Source organism: Pasteurella canis (assembly GCF_020810675.1).
Lineage (GTDB): Bacteria > Pseudomonadota > Gammaproteobacteria > Enterobacterales > Pasteurellaceae > Pasteurella > Pasteurella canis.
On record NZ_CP085871.1, the window covers coordinates 159,549 to 175,173 of the forward strand.

Genomic DNA, 15,625 nt, shown 5'->3' on the forward strand with positions numbered 1-15,625 from the left:
TATTAAATGATAATTTTTCTATCTAGATCATACTTTTTAACTTTTCCAGAAAAATTCAATAAAAAGACTTGAAAACTGATGATAAGGGGACTATGTTGTAACTAAGGATTATTAATCACAAGGGACAGAAAGTCCCCTTTTCAACAGAGAGGTAAATGCTATGACTCTAAATATCACAAGCAAACAAATGGAAATCACCCCTGCAATCCGTGCTCATGTCGAAGATAGACTCGCTAAATTAGGAAAATGGCAAACTCAATTAATTAATCCCCATTTTATTTTAAATAAAATCCCCAAAGGCTTCTCGGTTGAGGCATCCATTGGTACGCCATTAGGTGACTTGTTTGCAAAAGCAGAGTCAGATGATATGTATAAAGCTGTCAATGAAGTTGAAGAAAAGTTAGAGCGTCAATTAAATAAATTACAACATAAAGGTGAAGCTCGCCGTGCTGATGAACGTTTAAAAGACTCTTTTTAAACCAAATTGAAATATGAAACTGCATCGAAAGATGCAGTTTTTTTATGTCTATTTTTCTTTTTTAGCCTCTCGGGTGATAGCGTTGATGTAAATGTTTTAAACGTTCTTTAGCAACATGCGTATAAATTTGAGTCGTAGAGAGATCGCTATGTCCTAGTAGCATTTGTACTACACGCAAGTCTGCACCATGATTGACTAAATGAGTAGCAAATGCATGACGAAGTACATGAGGCGATAAGCTATCCAGATCAATCTCTGCAAGTAATGCATAATGTTTAATCCGATGCCAAAATGTTTGACGAGTCATTTGTACTGCTCTTTTGCTTGGAAAAATGACATCTGAGCTTTGTCCATTTAGTAAAAAGGGACGACCATAAAGCATAAATTGTTTGATCCAATAAGTTGCCTCTTCTCCGATAGGTACGATACGTTCTTTATTTCCCTTACCAATAACACGCACGATACCTTGATTAATATCGATATTCTCGATAGTGAGTGAAACTAACTCTGTCACACGTAATCCTGTTGCATATAATAATTCCATCATTGCTTTGTCGCGTAACTCTAATGGAATTTCTACATCAGGCGAATTTAATAGATTAGTGACTTGTTGTTCAGTTAAATACTTAGGTAAGCGAGTCGGCAATTTTGGTGAGCTTAAGACTGAACTTGGGTCGTCGATACGATATTTTTCTCTGTACAAATATTGAAATAATTTACGCATTGCGCTTAATAGACGAGCTGTACTAGTGGCTTTGTAACCTTGTGTTAAACGCTCGCCTAAAAAGGTTTGCAAATCTATTGCATCTAAATTTAATAGCGTTAAGTGATGTTTCTCTAACCATTGCGATAACGCAGTCAGGTCTAAGCGATAAGATTGTACTGTATTTTCAGATAAGTTTTTTTCTATCCACACTTCATTCAGAAAAAGTTCAATTAACGCACTATCTTTCATTATTAGCACCTTTTAAGTAGAAATGCATCAACTTTACGTGGAATGGCAAATAAAGCAAGAGCAGCAAAGCCCATCATAACTAGAAAAGATGTGGCTGGAGAAATCGGGTATAACAAACCTGACAGAGCTGTAAGAAGTGCGACAGCACCACAACCTGAGATACCATTGTATAAGCCTTGCAGCTTAGCAATGTGTGAAATAGGTTGTGTAGTGAAATAACGAATGATGGCATAGTGACTGACAGCATAAGTGAGACTATGTAAAGTTTGAGTGAGTGCTAATGACGTTATTTCTTCAGCAACACTGAGTGCACCCCAACGTATGACTGTGGCAATAGCTGATAAATAAAATAATGAGCTAACTTTCCACGTGCGGAAGAGTTTTGTTGAGAAAAAGAATAGTAGCATTTCTGCGATCACACTCAATCCCCATAATAAGCTTGTTGTTTGTACAGAAATACCCAAACTCGTCCAATATAAGACGCTATAAGCATAGTAGGCAGCGTGTGATCCTTGAATTAATGAGATTGCAATGAGTAAACGTAGCGTCGTTCTATTTTGTAGTAAGTATTTAAAACTAACTTGATTTTCTACTGCACTTTGTTGATCTTCAGGCATAGGTGTTGGTGTTGTCATCTGCATTGTCGCATAAGCAATTAGTAGTGCGGTTAAAATCCACACAATACTGCTTTCTCCTAATATGCCAATAATATAACCAAATATCACAACACCAACGACAAAAGCAAGAGAGCCTATTAGTCGAGCTTTGCCATAGTCTAAGTGGATTTGTTGTTGCCACACACTAGCAAGCGTATCATTGAGTGGCATCCCCGCCGCGTTGAACATAGAAAATAATGCAATTGCAATAAATAATAGCCAAAAACTTTCTGCAATAAAGCTCATTATGAATACAATGACGCAACTTACCCAAGCTAGATAGCGTAGAGCGTGAATAAGTTGAGACGCTTTTTTGACAACGCTTGAGAAAAAAATTCCACCAATAAAACGGAAAACATAAGAACTGGCGATAACTAAACCGATCAATTCTTCTCCATAGGATTGGGACTTTAACCAAACAGGAAAGAAAGGTACAAACACACCATAAGCACAAAAATAACCGAAAAAGCTTAAAGCAAGCCAGTGAAATGCTGAAATTTTCATTAAAACAATTTTTCCATTTGTTGAGAGCGTTCAACACAAGCCTGCATAGCTTGCTGAACAGTTTGTTGTAAATTTTGTTGATTGAATATAGCTAGTGCCGCAGCAGTTGTACCTCCTTTAGAAGTGACATTTTCACGCAAGGTTGAAATGGCAAGTTCTGGGTTTTCTACGACCATTTTTGCCGCACCTAATGCAGATTGTTGGACGAGTAAACGTGCTGTGGTTTCATCTAAATTCATTGATACTAGGGCTTTTTGCATTGCCTCCATAAATAAGAAAAAATAGGCAGGGCTACTTCCTGAACCTGCTGTAACGGTATGCATGTCCTCTTCGTGTTCTACCCAACATGTTTTACCTACAGCGGCTAATAAATCTTGTGCGAAATGCTTTAATTCGGTAGGTAAGTTAGCAGGTGCAAATAGACCAGACATACCTGCTGAGACGAGTGCTGGTGTATTAGGCATTACTCGAATAATGTGCTCAGCAGAAGGTAAAAGCTGGCTTAATCTTGTTTGTGAGATACCTGCTGCAATTGATATCACTAATTTATCAGTAAAATCAACTGAACTGAAACTATGGCAAACTTCTGCAAGTACTTGAGGTTTCACAGCAAGGAATATCACCTCTGATTTTTTAACTGCACGTTGATTACTGATATCGTTGCTTTCAACTACTTGAATACCTTTTTGTGCAAATCGATTTAATTTATCAATATTTGGATCGCAGACTGTAATGTTTGTTGCAGGATAGCCTTGTTTGAGTAAGCCAAAAATTATAGCTTGTGCCATATTTCCGCCGCCAATAAAGCAAATAGATTTAGTTTGCATATTTTGTCTCGAACTACGTTACAATATAAAAAATTTGGTCGAGAATACGACCTACAAATTGTCTATTCTACCTGAAAAAAATAAGGAACAAACTATGTTTTGGTTTAAAAACGCCATGATTTATCGTTTAACTAAAGAGTTGGACTGGTCAGTAGAGCTACTACAAACACAATTACAGTCATGTGAATATCATCCTTGTCAGCAATCTGATATGAGTAAATTTGGTTGGACAAACCCATTGCGAGATAGTGAACTATTGTATTTTTCAGTTGGAAAACAAATATTGTTAGTGGCTCACAAAGAAGAAAAAATATTACCTGCTCAGGTAGTCAATGCTGAACTGGAACAACGCATAACTCAATTAGAACAGAAAGAAAATCGCAAATTAAAGAAAGTGGAAAAACAAACTCTGAAAGATGATGTTATTGCTGGATTATTGCCACGTGCATTTAGTAAAAATCAACATACGGCCTTATGGATCGATACAGAAAATCATTTGATTTATATCGATGCAGCATCAAGTAAACGAGCAGAAGACGCATTGGCACTTTTACGTAAATCACTCGGTTCTTTGCCAGTGATACCTTTAACTTTTGCAAATGAACCGAGTTTAGTTATGACGGATTGGATCCGTAACGATAACACGCCACAATGGTTAATCGCTTTAGAAGAAGCAGAGTTAATGGGGAGTAGTGATACAGGAATTATTCGTTGTAAACAACAAAATTTAGATTCAGAAGAAATCCAATCACTCTTAACTGCAGGTAAAGTAGTGACTAAATTATCACTCTCTTGGGAGGAGAATATTAGTTTTGTGTTAAATGAAGATTGTTCTTTAAAGCGTTTAAAATTTGCTGATCAGGTTCGTGAGAAAAATGATGATATTTTAAAAGAAGATTATACACAACGTTTTGATGCTGATTTTGTTTTGATGACAGCTGTATTAAGTAAATTGATCGCAAATTTACTTGATGATTTTGGTGGTGAAAAAGAGCGGTTATAAAGTTAATTTTTTACAAAGAAAGAAAAAGCCTGTGATGCCACAGGCTTTTTCTATATAAGGATTGTTGATTATTTTTTATAAATATAGCTACCATCAGCTTGACGAATAAATCTTGCACCATTTTCTAAGCGAAGTTCAGCAACACGTCCTTGACTATTTACTGATACTTGTACTTTATCTCCTGCTTTAAAGCTACTTAGGGCATTACCTGCACCAGTAGCTTTAGTCATTGCATTAACATCAGCAATATTTAAATTATGGTTACGAAAGACTTGCATTAGACTTACTCCTTGTGGAATAGTAAGCGTCTTACCTTTACTCACTTTAACTGGTTCAGCATCAACAACTGGTGCCATTTTCTTTTCAGTTTTTATTTTTTCAAGTGGTTTTGTTTTTTCTACAGGCTTAGTTTGCTCCACAACTTTTGCCTTTTCTAGAGTTTTTGCTTTTTCAATAATCTGTGTTTTTTCAACAACTTTTACTGGCTCAGCTGGCTGTTTTACAGGTTGTGGTTTTTCTGCAGCAATTTGCTCAGTTTTAGGTTGAGCCATGTCTGTTGGCGGCAAAGTCGTAGGAGGTACTACTATCCCTGAGTCTGATGACGTTGATACTGTTTCTGATACGCTATCATTTTTAATGCGCTCAACTGCCATTGTTGTTGGCTCGTTTGGATGTTGTGGTTTGTTTAAATCATCCAAAATAGAGCTTTCAAGTGCTTGTTGTTTGTCTAGGGGTTGGAATTGAATCGGTACAGAATTTGTATTTTGTTGCTCAAATGATTGCACTGTTTCTGAGCTTGGTTTTAAAGCAAAGAAAATAATCAGTAATAAGATTAATACGAGCAATGTGACGAATAAACGGCGATGTTGCTGTGGTAATACTTGTAACATTGGCCAAGTTTCTGGGTTTTTCCAATTTATTTTTGTTGCGGTAGAGGAAGAAATAGGTGTCACATCAAGGGACTCATGCGACACATCTGCTGTTTTCTCTAGGTTATCGTCGCTTATTTCGCTTGTAACTGACTCACTGAATGTTGGTTCTTTACGAGTATTCAATTGAGATTCTAATTGCTCTTTTTTAGCAAATAACCCTTTCGCTTTGTCAAAAATGGAAGGTTCTGGTTTAATCACTTTTTTAGGTGTAATTGGCTCAACTTGGTTAAACTCTAAATCCAACTCATTTTGTGTTGGACTATGCTCAACCTCTGGCTTTTGTTTTTCTGAATCCACGATAGTACCTCAATTCTAAATAGCTTAACTTATATACACTTTCAAGTGCGGTCAAAATTTGGCTTATTCTAAAGGATATTTACTGATTTTCCTATGCTGTATAAAGGGTTTTATTTGGTTCTTTCGCAATTTCACGAGCTAGTTTCGGTACCAAATAACCTGAAGTGATGCTTTGTAATTCTTTGTAAATTTTTACTGCTTGTTTATCGTCAAGATAAAAATGTCTTGCCCCTTCGACTTTATCTAACAAATGTAAATAATAAGGCAAAATATTGGCAGTAAATAATTTATCTCCTAATTGCTTTAAAATATGTGCATTGTCGTTGATACCTTTAAGTAATACAGCTTGATTTAATAAGACAACACCAACTTTTTTCAGTTTATCCATCGCCTGTATTAACTGTTGATCGATTTCATTAGGATGATTGATATGTGTCACCATAACGCTTTGTAAACGACTAGTTGCTAATATTGTACAGAGTTCATCTGTCACGCGTTGTGGAATCACAACAGGTAGGCGAGTATGGATACGTAAGCGTTGTAAGTGCGGTATGTTTTCCAAATTTTTGATTAGCCAAACTAATTCATGATCCTTTGCCATTAAAGGATCGCCACCAGAAAAAATGACTTCTTCAATTTCTGGGTGTGCAGAAATATAATCTAAGGCTTTTTGCCAATTTGTTTTGTTGCCTTTGTTATCCGCGTAAGGGAAATGACGACGGAAACAATATCGACAATTTACAGCACAACCACCTTTGACCATCAATAGCAAACGGTTGTGATATTTATGCAAAACGCTAGGAACAACAGCGTTTTGTTCTTCAAGGGGATCTGGTGTAAAGCCTTCCGCTTGTAGAAACTCATCATTGGCAGTCATGACTTGTAAGAAAAGAGGATCTTGAGGATTGCCGCGTTCCATCTTAGCGACAAAGGGTAATGGCACTCGCATGGGGAATAAGCGACGTGCTTCAATATCTTTTTCAAAAGCAGTAATGGGTAAATTAAGTACTTTTAATAAAATTTTTGGATCAGAAATAGCATTTGCGAGATGATCTGTCCAACTTTGTTCTTCTCTAATTACTATATTTTGAGTTAAAATGTGCACTTTTAAAAACAATCTCTTTATAACTTGAGGATAATATGGCTACATATACTACCAGTGATTTCAAACCAGGTCTAAAATTTATGCAAGACGGCGAGCCTTGTGTTATCGTTGAAAATGAATTTGTTAAACCTGGAAAAGGTCAAGCATTTACACGTACACGTATCCGTAAATTAATTTCTGGCAAAGTATTGGATGTGAACTTCAAATCGGGTACTTCGGTTGAAGCTGCCGATGTAATGGATTTAAACTTAACTTATTCATACAAAGATGATGCGTTCTGGTATTTTATGCATCCTGAAACATTTGAGCAATATTCAGCAGATGCAAAAGCAGTAGGCGATGCAGAAAAATGGTTATTAGACCAAGCAGATTGTATCGTTACATTATGGAATGGTTCCCCAATTTCCATTACACCTCCAAACTTTGTTGAGTTAGAAATCGTAGATACTGATCCTGGTTTAAAAGGTGATACTGCGGGTACAGGTGGTAAGCCTGCGACATTAAGCACCGGTGCTGTTGTTAAAGTGCCTTTATTCGTTCAGATTGGTGAAGTTATCAAGGTCGATACTCGCTCTGGTGAATATGTTTCACGCGTGAAATAAGTCCTTTTTTAGTTTTATAATAAGGGTGAGCAAACATGCTTGCCTTTATTTTTGTGCGTCCAAATTAGAATGAGTTTCTCTTTATTTGGCGACAATCCAGCCTAGTAAATTCAACTTGATCTCTTTACAATACAGACTGTTTTTTTAATTTTCTTTTGAGGTTTAGCTTTGACCGATTTACTCTCAGAAACGTTTACACTTGAGCCGCAAGATAACATACGTTTGCAAGCTTTATGTGGTCCATATGAAGGTAATTTACAACTGATTGAAAAATCATTGAATTTAACAATTTTGCGTCGTAATTTTACTTTTACTATTCGATCTAATGAAGATAATAGTAAGTCTCATCATACCAACTTACTAAAAAGTGCGGCAAAATTAATCCAAGTTTTATATTTGGAAACATCACCTGTGCGCGGGCAAGTGAAAGCGTTGGATTTAGAAGATGTCCATATTGCGATTCAAGAAAGTCGTATTTTAGTCCAAGAACATGAGGAAATACGTGAAGAAAGTAAGGTATATGCTTCTTCAATTAAAACGAAGCGTGGTTTGATTAAACCGCGTGGTCCAAATCAAGTTCAATATTTACATAATATTTTTCGTCATGATATTAGTTTTGGTATTGGACCAGCAGGAACAGGGAAAACTTTTTTAGCTGTAGCTGCCGCAGTTGAAGCTTTAGAAAAACAAGAAGTTCGCCGTATTTTGCTGACTCGTCCTGCAGTTGAAGCGGGTGAAAAATTAGGTTTCTTACCTGGCGATTTGGGTCAAAAAATTGAACCTTATTTACGACCACTTTATGATGCGCTTTTTGAGATGCTAGGCTTTGAACGTGTACAAAAGTTGATGGAGCGTAATGTGATTGAAATTGCGCCTTTAGCTTATATGCGAGGTCGTACATTAAACGATAGTTTTATTATTCTTGATGAGAGTCAAAATACGACTGTTGAGCAAATGAAAATGTTCTTAACACGTATTGGTTTTAATTCAAAGGCTGTTATTACGGGTGATATTACTCAAATCGACTTGCCACGTAGTCAAAAATCTGGCTTACGCCATGCTATTGAAGTACTAGAAAATGTACCTGAGCTGAGTTTTAACTATTTTGAAAGTAAAGATATCGTCCGCCACCCCGTCGTCGCAAAAGTCGTACAAGCTTATGATGCGTGGGAGGCACAAGATGAAATTCGTCGTACTGTCATGGCAGAACAACGTCGCCAAGAACGTACAAAGAAAGAGCAATTAGCCAATTCCCTGAGTGAGAATGAATAAATGAAGCAAGTGATCATTGATTTACAAATTGCCACTGAGAATACAGAAAACTTACCCACTGAAGTACAAATTCAAGCTTGGGCAACTCAAGCGATAAAACCTAAATTATCTAGTGTGGAAATGACTGTACGTATTGTAGATGAAGCAGAAAGTCATGAGCTGAATTTGACTTATCGAGGTAAAGATAAGCCTACAAATGTACTTTCTTTCCCTTTCGAATGTCCAGATGAGGTGGAACTCAACTTGTTAGGTGATTTAGTCATTTGTCGTCAAGTGGTGGAGAAAGAAGCGAGAGAACAAGATAAATCCTTGATGGCACATTGGGCACATATGATCGTGCATGGTAGCTTACATTTACTTGGTTATGATCATATTGAAGAGGAAGAGGCTGAGGAAATGGAACGTCTAGAAACTGAAATTATGTACGCGCTTGGATTTGATGATCCTTACTTAAGTGAAAAAGCGTAAAATTTTGTAAAAATAGACCGCACTTTTAAACTATGCTACGAAATTGTAGCCTAAGTTCATCTAAACTTAATTTAAATCCTTTATGATAAGTAGGAATAAAGAATGTTTAAAAAATTATTGATAGCCTTATCAATGTTAAGTCTAATGGCATGTGTGACTTATTATCCTTATCCACAATATGAGCCTAAGTTTGATCCGTCTTTTGATCAGCATAAATACCCTAGAAAACCAAAATCAAAAGAGCCATCACAATATAAAATTTCGACTGAGCAAATGTATCAATTTATTTTGGCTGAGAATAATATGTATAGTTGTTTAGAGTCACAATTAGGGAAACAACAGGAACAGCGTTTAAAAGCATTAGAAAAACAGGTATTAAAAGAGCTAAGTTATGAACAACTTGTGAAAGTAATTGGAAAAGAAAAAGCAAAAACAATTTATGATGATCCACAATCTTTTCATTATTTTCAATTTAAGTATCAACAATTAAAACATGATATATCTAATATTCGCGAGCGTGATTGTCGACTTTTAACAGAACGCTATCAATATTTATGGGGACGAGCTAAAAAAACAACAGAATTAGAGGAGTCTCGTGATACCTCTATTCAAGAACAGAAAAAATCTATTGAACGCCGTATTCAAGAACAACAAGAATCTCTAGAACGTCGAATTCGTGAGCAACAAGAGGAGATGGAACGACGTATGAAATCGCCATTTTAATGGAATACATCAAGTATGACTAGACGAGTGATTGTCTGGCAAGGTGCTGAAAGCGTATTTAGAGAGCAATGTTTATGTCAGATTGAATACTTGATGCAACAAAGTGCAGTATGGATTGGAGACCCTTTACCGCACTTTGTTTCTATTCCTCACTGTTCTTTTTCGACTGCAAAAAATTTGCTTGGACGTGAGTTTTCATTAATTATTTATAATGGGTGGCAAGGAATAAATTTAGAGGCATTAGCGATAGTAAGTGGGACTTTAAAGCAACAAGGTCTCTTGTTAATCCTACTTCCTCATTGGAAAAATTTAGCTAATCAACCCGATCAAGATAGTTTACGCTGGAGTGGTCAGAATACTCCGATAGCAACGCCAAATTTTATTCAATTTTTTCAACAAAAGATGCTTGAATATGGTTTTCCAATTTATTGTAATCAAGCGATCCCTGATTTTGTATTCGACTCTATTCAAGTGTCTCAGTCTGAAAAGTCATATCATCTCAACCATCATGAACCTACTGTTGAGCAACAACAGGTTTTATCTCAACTGGCCCAAGAAAATAAAGCCCTTTTTATTGTGACGGCAAAACGTGGACGAGGTAAATCTGCTTTAGCTGGGTTGTGGGCAAAGTATTTAGTTCAACAAAATCAGCCTATCATTTTAACTGCGCCAAATAAAAGTGCGGTCAAAGTGTTACAAGAATTTGCTCAAGTTGATATTCCATTTATAGCGCCAGATCAACTTTATATAGAAATACAGCATAATCCACAGAAGTTTGAGCAGCATTGGCTATTAATTGATGAAGCCGCTATGATTCCTTTGGCTTTACTGCGTGCTATTACTGCAAGCTTTAAACAGGTGTTATGCACGACAACTATTCAAAGCTATGAAGGTACAGGACGAGGGTTTTTGCTTAAATTCGTAGCGAAGCTTGAGCGCCCTTTTATACATATTCAATTACATACCCCATTACGTTGGCAGAAAGAAGATAAATTAGAAGGTTTTATTGATGAGTTATTGTTATTACAAGCAGAAGAGCAACTATTACAAATTCAAACACGAGTAATTAATCCATTAACTTACTGCCGTTATACTCAGCATCAACTCATTGCACAGAAAAAAATAACATCTTTTTATGCCCTACTAACTCTATCACATTATCGTACTTCACCTATTGACCTACGCCGTTTATTTGATGCACCAAAACAGCAATTTTATTTAGCAGAAAGTGCGAATCAACTTATCGGTGCAATTTGGTTAATCGAGGAGGGGGGAATAATGGATCATGAGTTGATTTGGGCGATTGAGCACGGTATTCGTCGACCAAAAGGTAATTTAGTCGCACAAGCACTTTGCTTTCAAGCACATTTACCTGATGCGTGCCGCTTGAAATCTGCACGTATCTCGCGTATCGCTGTCCTAGCTCAGTATCAGCAACAAGGGGTTGGGAAAAAACTTATTGATAGATTAGTGCAAGACTGCCAAGTAGATTTTCTTTCAGTGAGTTTTGGTTACACTCAAGAATTAGCGAGATTTTGGCAAAAGTGCGGTTTCTTTTTAGTGAGTTTAGGCGAAAACAAAGAAGCAAGTAGTGGTTGTTATTCAGTGATTGCTGTTAAACCATTAACAATAGAAGGCGAGCAGCTCTGCCAACAGGCTAGAACACAATTCGAGCGTAATTTAGCGTTTTCTTTTCATCCTTTACGAAATGAGTTCTCATTATCTGAACAAGATTGGCGATTATTGCCACAGGATATCAGCATTTTGCATAAATTTGCCTACTATCATGGGACATTACCTGCCTCTTTAGCCTCAATTCGCCGTTTGATGACGATGTTTAGAGAGCAAGATTGTCCATTGTTAACTGCTTATTGTAAGCACTCTAATATGTCGAATTTAACACTCAGTAAAAAAGATTGGTTAAAAAGTTGTCGATTGGAGGTCAAGAAAATGTTGCAAAAATATACAGCGGTTTTATGATATAGTGAGCTCACTAAAACAGGGGGGATATGCATAATGGGTGAGAAAACGAAGCAAAAAAGTTTATTGCGCAGAGCTTGGGAAGAATATAATAAATTTTGTAAAGATATTGGCGTAGAACGTGGGGGTGGCAGAGGTTGCTGTTGTGTGCCTGTCGTTAAATTTGATGAGAATTGGACCCCTGAAGAAAAGGCGGAGCAAGAAGCGAAAAAGAAAACATTTTAAATAGAAAAAGCCAAGTTTAACTTGGCTTTTTTACTGGGTTTTTATACAGATATTTATTGGAAAAAAGTCTAAACTACGCTACACTATTTGCTATCTTTTCATTTTATTTTATCTAACAATATATTTGTAGTTATGACAACCTCCTATTTTGATTTATCCATTCCCACTGAAGCAAATGACCATAAAATTGTAGGCAATGTATTAGCAGGCGCTGATGCATTAGTTATCAGTGAAATCGCTAGTCAGTATCATGGATTAACTGTTGTTGTGACCGCTGATACACGAAGTGCGGTACGTTTAGAGAAAGTTTTATCACAATTTAGCCAACAAACAGTCACATTTTTTCCTGATTGGGAAACGTTACCCTATGATGCTTTTTCACCTCATCAAGAGATCATTTCTTCACGTCTAAGTGCATTGTTTAATTTACAACATCACCAACAAGGCATATTGATTTTACCTATTAGCACGTTAATGCAGCGTTTATGCCCGCCTGAATTTTTACAGCATAATGTTTTTTTGATTAAAAAAGGTGAACATCGAAAAATTGAGAAAATGCGCTTACAACTGGAAAGTGCGGGCTATCGTGCAGTAGAGCAAGTCTTAGAACATGGGGAGTATGCAGTACGGGGCGCACTGTTAGACTTATTTCCTATGGGCAGTATGCAGCCGTATCGTTTAGATTTTTTTGATGATGAAATTGACTCAATTCGAACATTTGATGTAGACACACAACGTACATTAGCTGAAATTCACTCTATTAATTTATTACCTGCACATGAATTTCCTACTGATAATAAAGGGATTGAGTTTTTCCGAGCGAAATTTCGCGAAACCTTTGCAGAAATTCGCCGCGACCCAGAACATATTTATCAACAAGTGAGTAAGGGTACTTTAATTTCAGGGATTGAGTATTGGCAACCACTTTTTTTTGACCAAATGGCAAGTTTGTTTGATTATTTACCGAAGGAAAGCCTATGGCTGGATTTAGGGGATATTCAAACACAAGGTGAACGTTTTTATCAAGATGCACAACAACGCTATGAAAGCCGCAAAGTCGATCCGATGCGACCATTACTATCGCCCGAGCGCTTATGGCAGCGTATTGATGAGATTAATCATCAACTAAAACACTATCCGAGAATTAGCCTAAAAAATGAAAAAGTACGTAATTCAATACGTCAAAAAAATTTACCCTTGCAAGCATTACCTGAGCTGACGATTCAATCACAGCAAAAAGAGCCACTGAAATTATTACGTCAATTTACTGAGCAGTTTGCTGGTAATATTGTTTTTTCAGTAGAAACAGAAGGGCGGCGAGAAACCTTATTAGACTTGCTGTCACCGCTGAAAATCAAACCACAAAAAGTAGTAGCCCTTTCACAAGTGGCACAGCCAAGTAGCTTATTAATTAGTGCGTTAGAGCAAGGATTTATCATTACACAAGATTCACCATTGGCTATTATTACTGAAACAGAGTTATTAGGTGAGAGAGTACAACAGCGTAGTCGAGATAAGCGGAAATCTGTTAATCCAGATACATTAATCCGTAATCTCGCGGAACTGAAAATTGGGCAACCAGTCGTACATTTAGAACATGGTGTAGGGCGTTATGCAGGTCTAGTCACGCTTGAAAATGCTGGGATTACAGCAGAGTATTTATTACTCAATTATGCGAATGAGTCTAAACTTTATGTCCCAGTATCATCCTTACATTTAATTAGTCGTTATGTCGGTGGTTCAGATGAAAGTGCGCCATTGCATAAGCTTGGGAGTGATGCATGGGTTAAAGCACGTCATAAAGCAGCAGAAAAAATTCGTGATGTAGCAGCCGAATTATTAGATATGTATGCACAACGTGAAGCACAAAAAGGCTTCGAGTTTAAATATGATCGTGAAGAATTCCAGCAGTTTGCGGCAACGTTCCCTTTTGAGGAAACTGTTGATCAAGAAATGGCAATTAATGCAGTAATTGCTGATATGTGTCAACCAAAAGCAATGGATCGTCTTGTATGTGGTGATGTGGGTTTTGGTAAAACAGAAGTTGCAATGCGTGCAGCATTTTTAGCTGTTATGAATCATAAGCAAGTGGCAGTCCTAGTGCCAACGACGTTACTTGCCCAGCAGCATTACGAAAACTTTAAAGATCGTTTTGCGAATTTACCTGTGAATGTAGAGGTCCTTTCTCGCTTTAAAACAGCGAAAGAACAAAAGCAGATAGTACAGAATTTATCAGAAGGAAAAATCGATATCCTAATTGGTACACATAAATTAATTCAATCAGATGTACAGTTTAGTGATTTAGGTTTATTGATTATTGATGAAGAACATCGTTTTGGTGTACGCCAAAAAGAACGCATTAAGCAATTGCGAGCAAATATTGATATTCTTACTTTAACAGCTACGCCAATCCCACGTACCTTAAATATGGCAATGCACGGTATTCGTGATTTGTCGATTATTTCAACCCCGCCAGCACGCCGTTTGACGATAAAAACGTTTGTTAAGCAAACAGATGATAGCATTATTAGAGAAGCCATTCTGCGTGAAATTTTACGTGGTGGACAGGTCTATTATTTACATAATGATGTCGCAAGTATTGAAAATTGTGCTGAAAAACTTACCGCACTTGTACCCGAAGCTCGAATTACAATTGGTCATGGGCAGATGCGGGAACGTGAATTAGAACGTGTTATGTCGGATTTTTATCATCAGCGTTTTAATGTCCTTGTTTGTTCAACGATTATTGAAACAGGCATTGATGTTCCTACGGCAAATACTATTATTATTGAGCGAGCGGATAATTTTGGTTTAGCACAATTACATCAATTACGTGGTCGAGTGGGCCGTTCTCATCATCAGGCATATGCTTATTTATTAACGCCTTCACCAAAGGCTATGACAAAAGATGCACAAAAACGCCTTGAAGCACTGGAAAGTTTAGATAATTTAGGTGCGGGTTTTATTCTTGCTACACACGATCTAGAAATTCGTGGTGCTGGTGAATTGTTAGGTTCAGAACAAAGTGGGCAAATTGAATCTATTGGTTTTTCACTTTATATGGATTTATTGGAAAGTGCTGTTAACGCCCTGAAAGCAGGTCGAGAGCCTTCGTTAGATGAATTAACACAACAACAAGTAGAAATTGATTTACGCCTACCTGCTTTATTACCAGAGGAGTATTTAGGTGATGTCAATATGCGTTTATCCTTCTATAAACGTATCGCAGGTGCTGAACATAAAAATGCATTAGATGAGTTAAAAGTCGAACTTGTTGATCGTTTCGGCACACTACCCGAGGCTGCTCGTCATTTATTTCAGATCGCTGAATTGCGTCAATTAGCGAAACAGATTCAAATACAGAAAATTGATGCGAATGCACAAGGTGGCTTTATCGAGTTTTTAGCCACAGCTGAATTAGAGCCAATGAAATTCCTACAACTTATTCAATCAGAACCGACAGTTTATCGTTTTGATGGTCCAACGAAGTTTAGATTTAACAAAACATTTAATAGTTATAAAGAGCGGTTAGATTTTGTAGAAAATTTATTGAAAGAGATTTTAAGTTAATACTAACTCATTAAAACAAAGGGGATTA

The 15,625-nt window shown here is 36.9% G+C and carries 14 protein-coding genes; 9 read left to right on the forward strand and 5 right to left on the reverse strand.

The annotated features are described in order from the left end of the window. The first annotated feature begins 160 nt into the window (after window positions 1-160). The gene (gene raiA / locus K7G93_RS00720) at window positions 161-478 is read left to right on the forward strand and encodes a ribosome-associated translation inhibitor RaiA (protein ID WP_049216463.1); all 318 of its coding nucleotides are present in this window, start codon (window positions 161-163) and stop codon (window positions 476-478) included. A 61-nt stretch (window positions 479-539) separates the two neighbouring features. Here the strand turns inward: raiA and xerD are convergent, their stop codons facing one another. From xerD to proC, 3 genes are read right to left on the reverse strand one after another with little or no spacing between them, the layout of a single operon-like run. Further along, entirely contained in the window at window positions 540-1,433 is an 894-nt protein-coding gene (xerD, locus tag K7G93_RS00725; RefSeq protein ID WP_160531217.1) for a site-specific tyrosine recombinase XerD, read from the reverse strand. 2 nt (window positions 1,434-1,435) lie between these two features. After that, window positions 1,436-2,593: a 3-phenylpropionate MFS transporter gene (locus K7G93_RS00730; protein WP_049216461.1), complete on the reverse strand. Its 1,158-nt coding sequence runs from the start codon at window positions 2,591-2,593 to the stop codon at window positions 1,436-1,438. Beyond that, on the reverse strand, window positions 2,593-3,420 hold the full coding sequence (proC, locus tag K7G93_RS00735) for a pyrroline-5-carboxylate reductase (protein ID WP_223667934.1): 828 nt from the start codon (window positions 3,418-3,420) through the stop codon (window positions 2,593-2,595). Before proC ends, K7G93_RS00730 begins: the two co-directional genes overlap by 1 nt. A 94-nt stretch (window positions 3,421-3,514) precedes the next feature. Here proC and rdgC point away from each other — a divergent pair, with 94 nt between their 5' ends. Beyond that, a complete protein-coding gene (rdgC, locus tag K7G93_RS00740) occupies window positions 3,515-4,423 on the forward strand; it encodes a recombination-associated protein RdgC (protein ID WP_115322369.1) in 909 nt (302 codons plus the stop codon). A 68-nt stretch (window positions 4,424-4,491) separates the two neighbouring features. Here rdgC and oapA read toward each other — a convergent pair whose 3' ends face one another. Together oapA and epmB are read right to left on the reverse strand one after the other, a co-directional pair. After that, the gene (gene oapA / locus K7G93_RS00745; protein ID WP_228400398.1) at window positions 4,492-5,652 is read right to left on the reverse strand and encodes an opacity-associated protein OapA; all 1,161 of its coding nucleotides are present in this window, start codon (window positions 5,650-5,652) and stop codon (window positions 4,492-4,494) included. A gap of 91 nt (window positions 5,653-5,743) precedes the next feature. After that, window positions 5,744-6,757, reverse strand: coding sequence for an EF-P beta-lysylation protein EpmB (gene epmB, locus K7G93_RS00750; protein WP_228400399.1), 1,014 nt, complete (start codon window positions 6,755-6,757; stop codon window positions 5,744-5,746). Window positions 6,758-6,792: 35 nt separating this feature from the next. Here epmB and efp point away from each other — a divergent pair, with 35 nt between their 5' ends. The 7 genes from efp to mfd all read left to right on the forward strand — a co-directional run bounded on the left by efp (window position 6,793) and on the right by mfd (window position 15,597). Further along, window positions 6,793-7,359 carry an elongation factor P gene (gene efp, locus K7G93_RS00755; protein ID WP_049216457.1) on the forward strand — a complete coding sequence of 189 codons (567 nt, stop codon included), beginning with the start codon at window positions 6,793-6,795 and terminating at the stop codon, window positions 7,357-7,359. Between the two features lie 168 nt (window positions 7,360-7,527). Next, a complete protein-coding gene (locus tag K7G93_RS00760) occupies window positions 7,528-8,631 on the forward strand; it encodes a PhoH family protein (protein ID WP_191135038.1) in 1,104 nt (367 codons plus the stop codon). Further along, window positions 8,632-9,099, forward strand: coding sequence for an rRNA maturation RNase YbeY (gene ybeY, locus K7G93_RS00765; RefSeq protein WP_115322373.1), 468 nt, complete (start codon window positions 8,632-8,634; stop codon window positions 9,097-9,099). 102 nt (window positions 9,100-9,201) lie between these two features. Beyond that, a complete protein-coding gene (locus tag K7G93_RS00770; protein ID WP_226690247.1) occupies window positions 9,202-9,822 on the forward strand; it encodes a DUF5358 family protein in 621 nt (206 codons plus the stop codon). A 15-nt stretch (window positions 9,823-9,837) separates the two neighbouring features. Beyond that, entirely contained in the window at window positions 9,838-11,802 is a 1,965-nt protein-coding gene (locus K7G93_RS00775; RefSeq protein WP_226690248.1) for a tRNA(Met) cytidine acetyltransferase TmcA, read from the forward strand. A gap of 36 nt (window positions 11,803-11,838) precedes the next feature. After that, the gene (locus tag K7G93_RS00780) at window positions 11,839-12,027 is read left to right on the forward strand and encodes a DUF5363 family protein (RefSeq protein ID WP_049216453.1); all 189 of its coding nucleotides are present in this window, start codon (window positions 11,839-11,841) and stop codon (window positions 12,025-12,027) included. A gap of 132 nt (window positions 12,028-12,159) precedes the next feature. Further along, complete coding sequence (gene mfd, locus K7G93_RS00785; RefSeq protein ID WP_226690249.1) at window positions 12,160-15,597, forward strand: transcription-repair coupling factor; 3,438 nt, start codon at window positions 12,160-12,162, stop codon at window positions 15,595-15,597. Window positions 15,598-15,625: the final 28 nt, after the last annotated feature.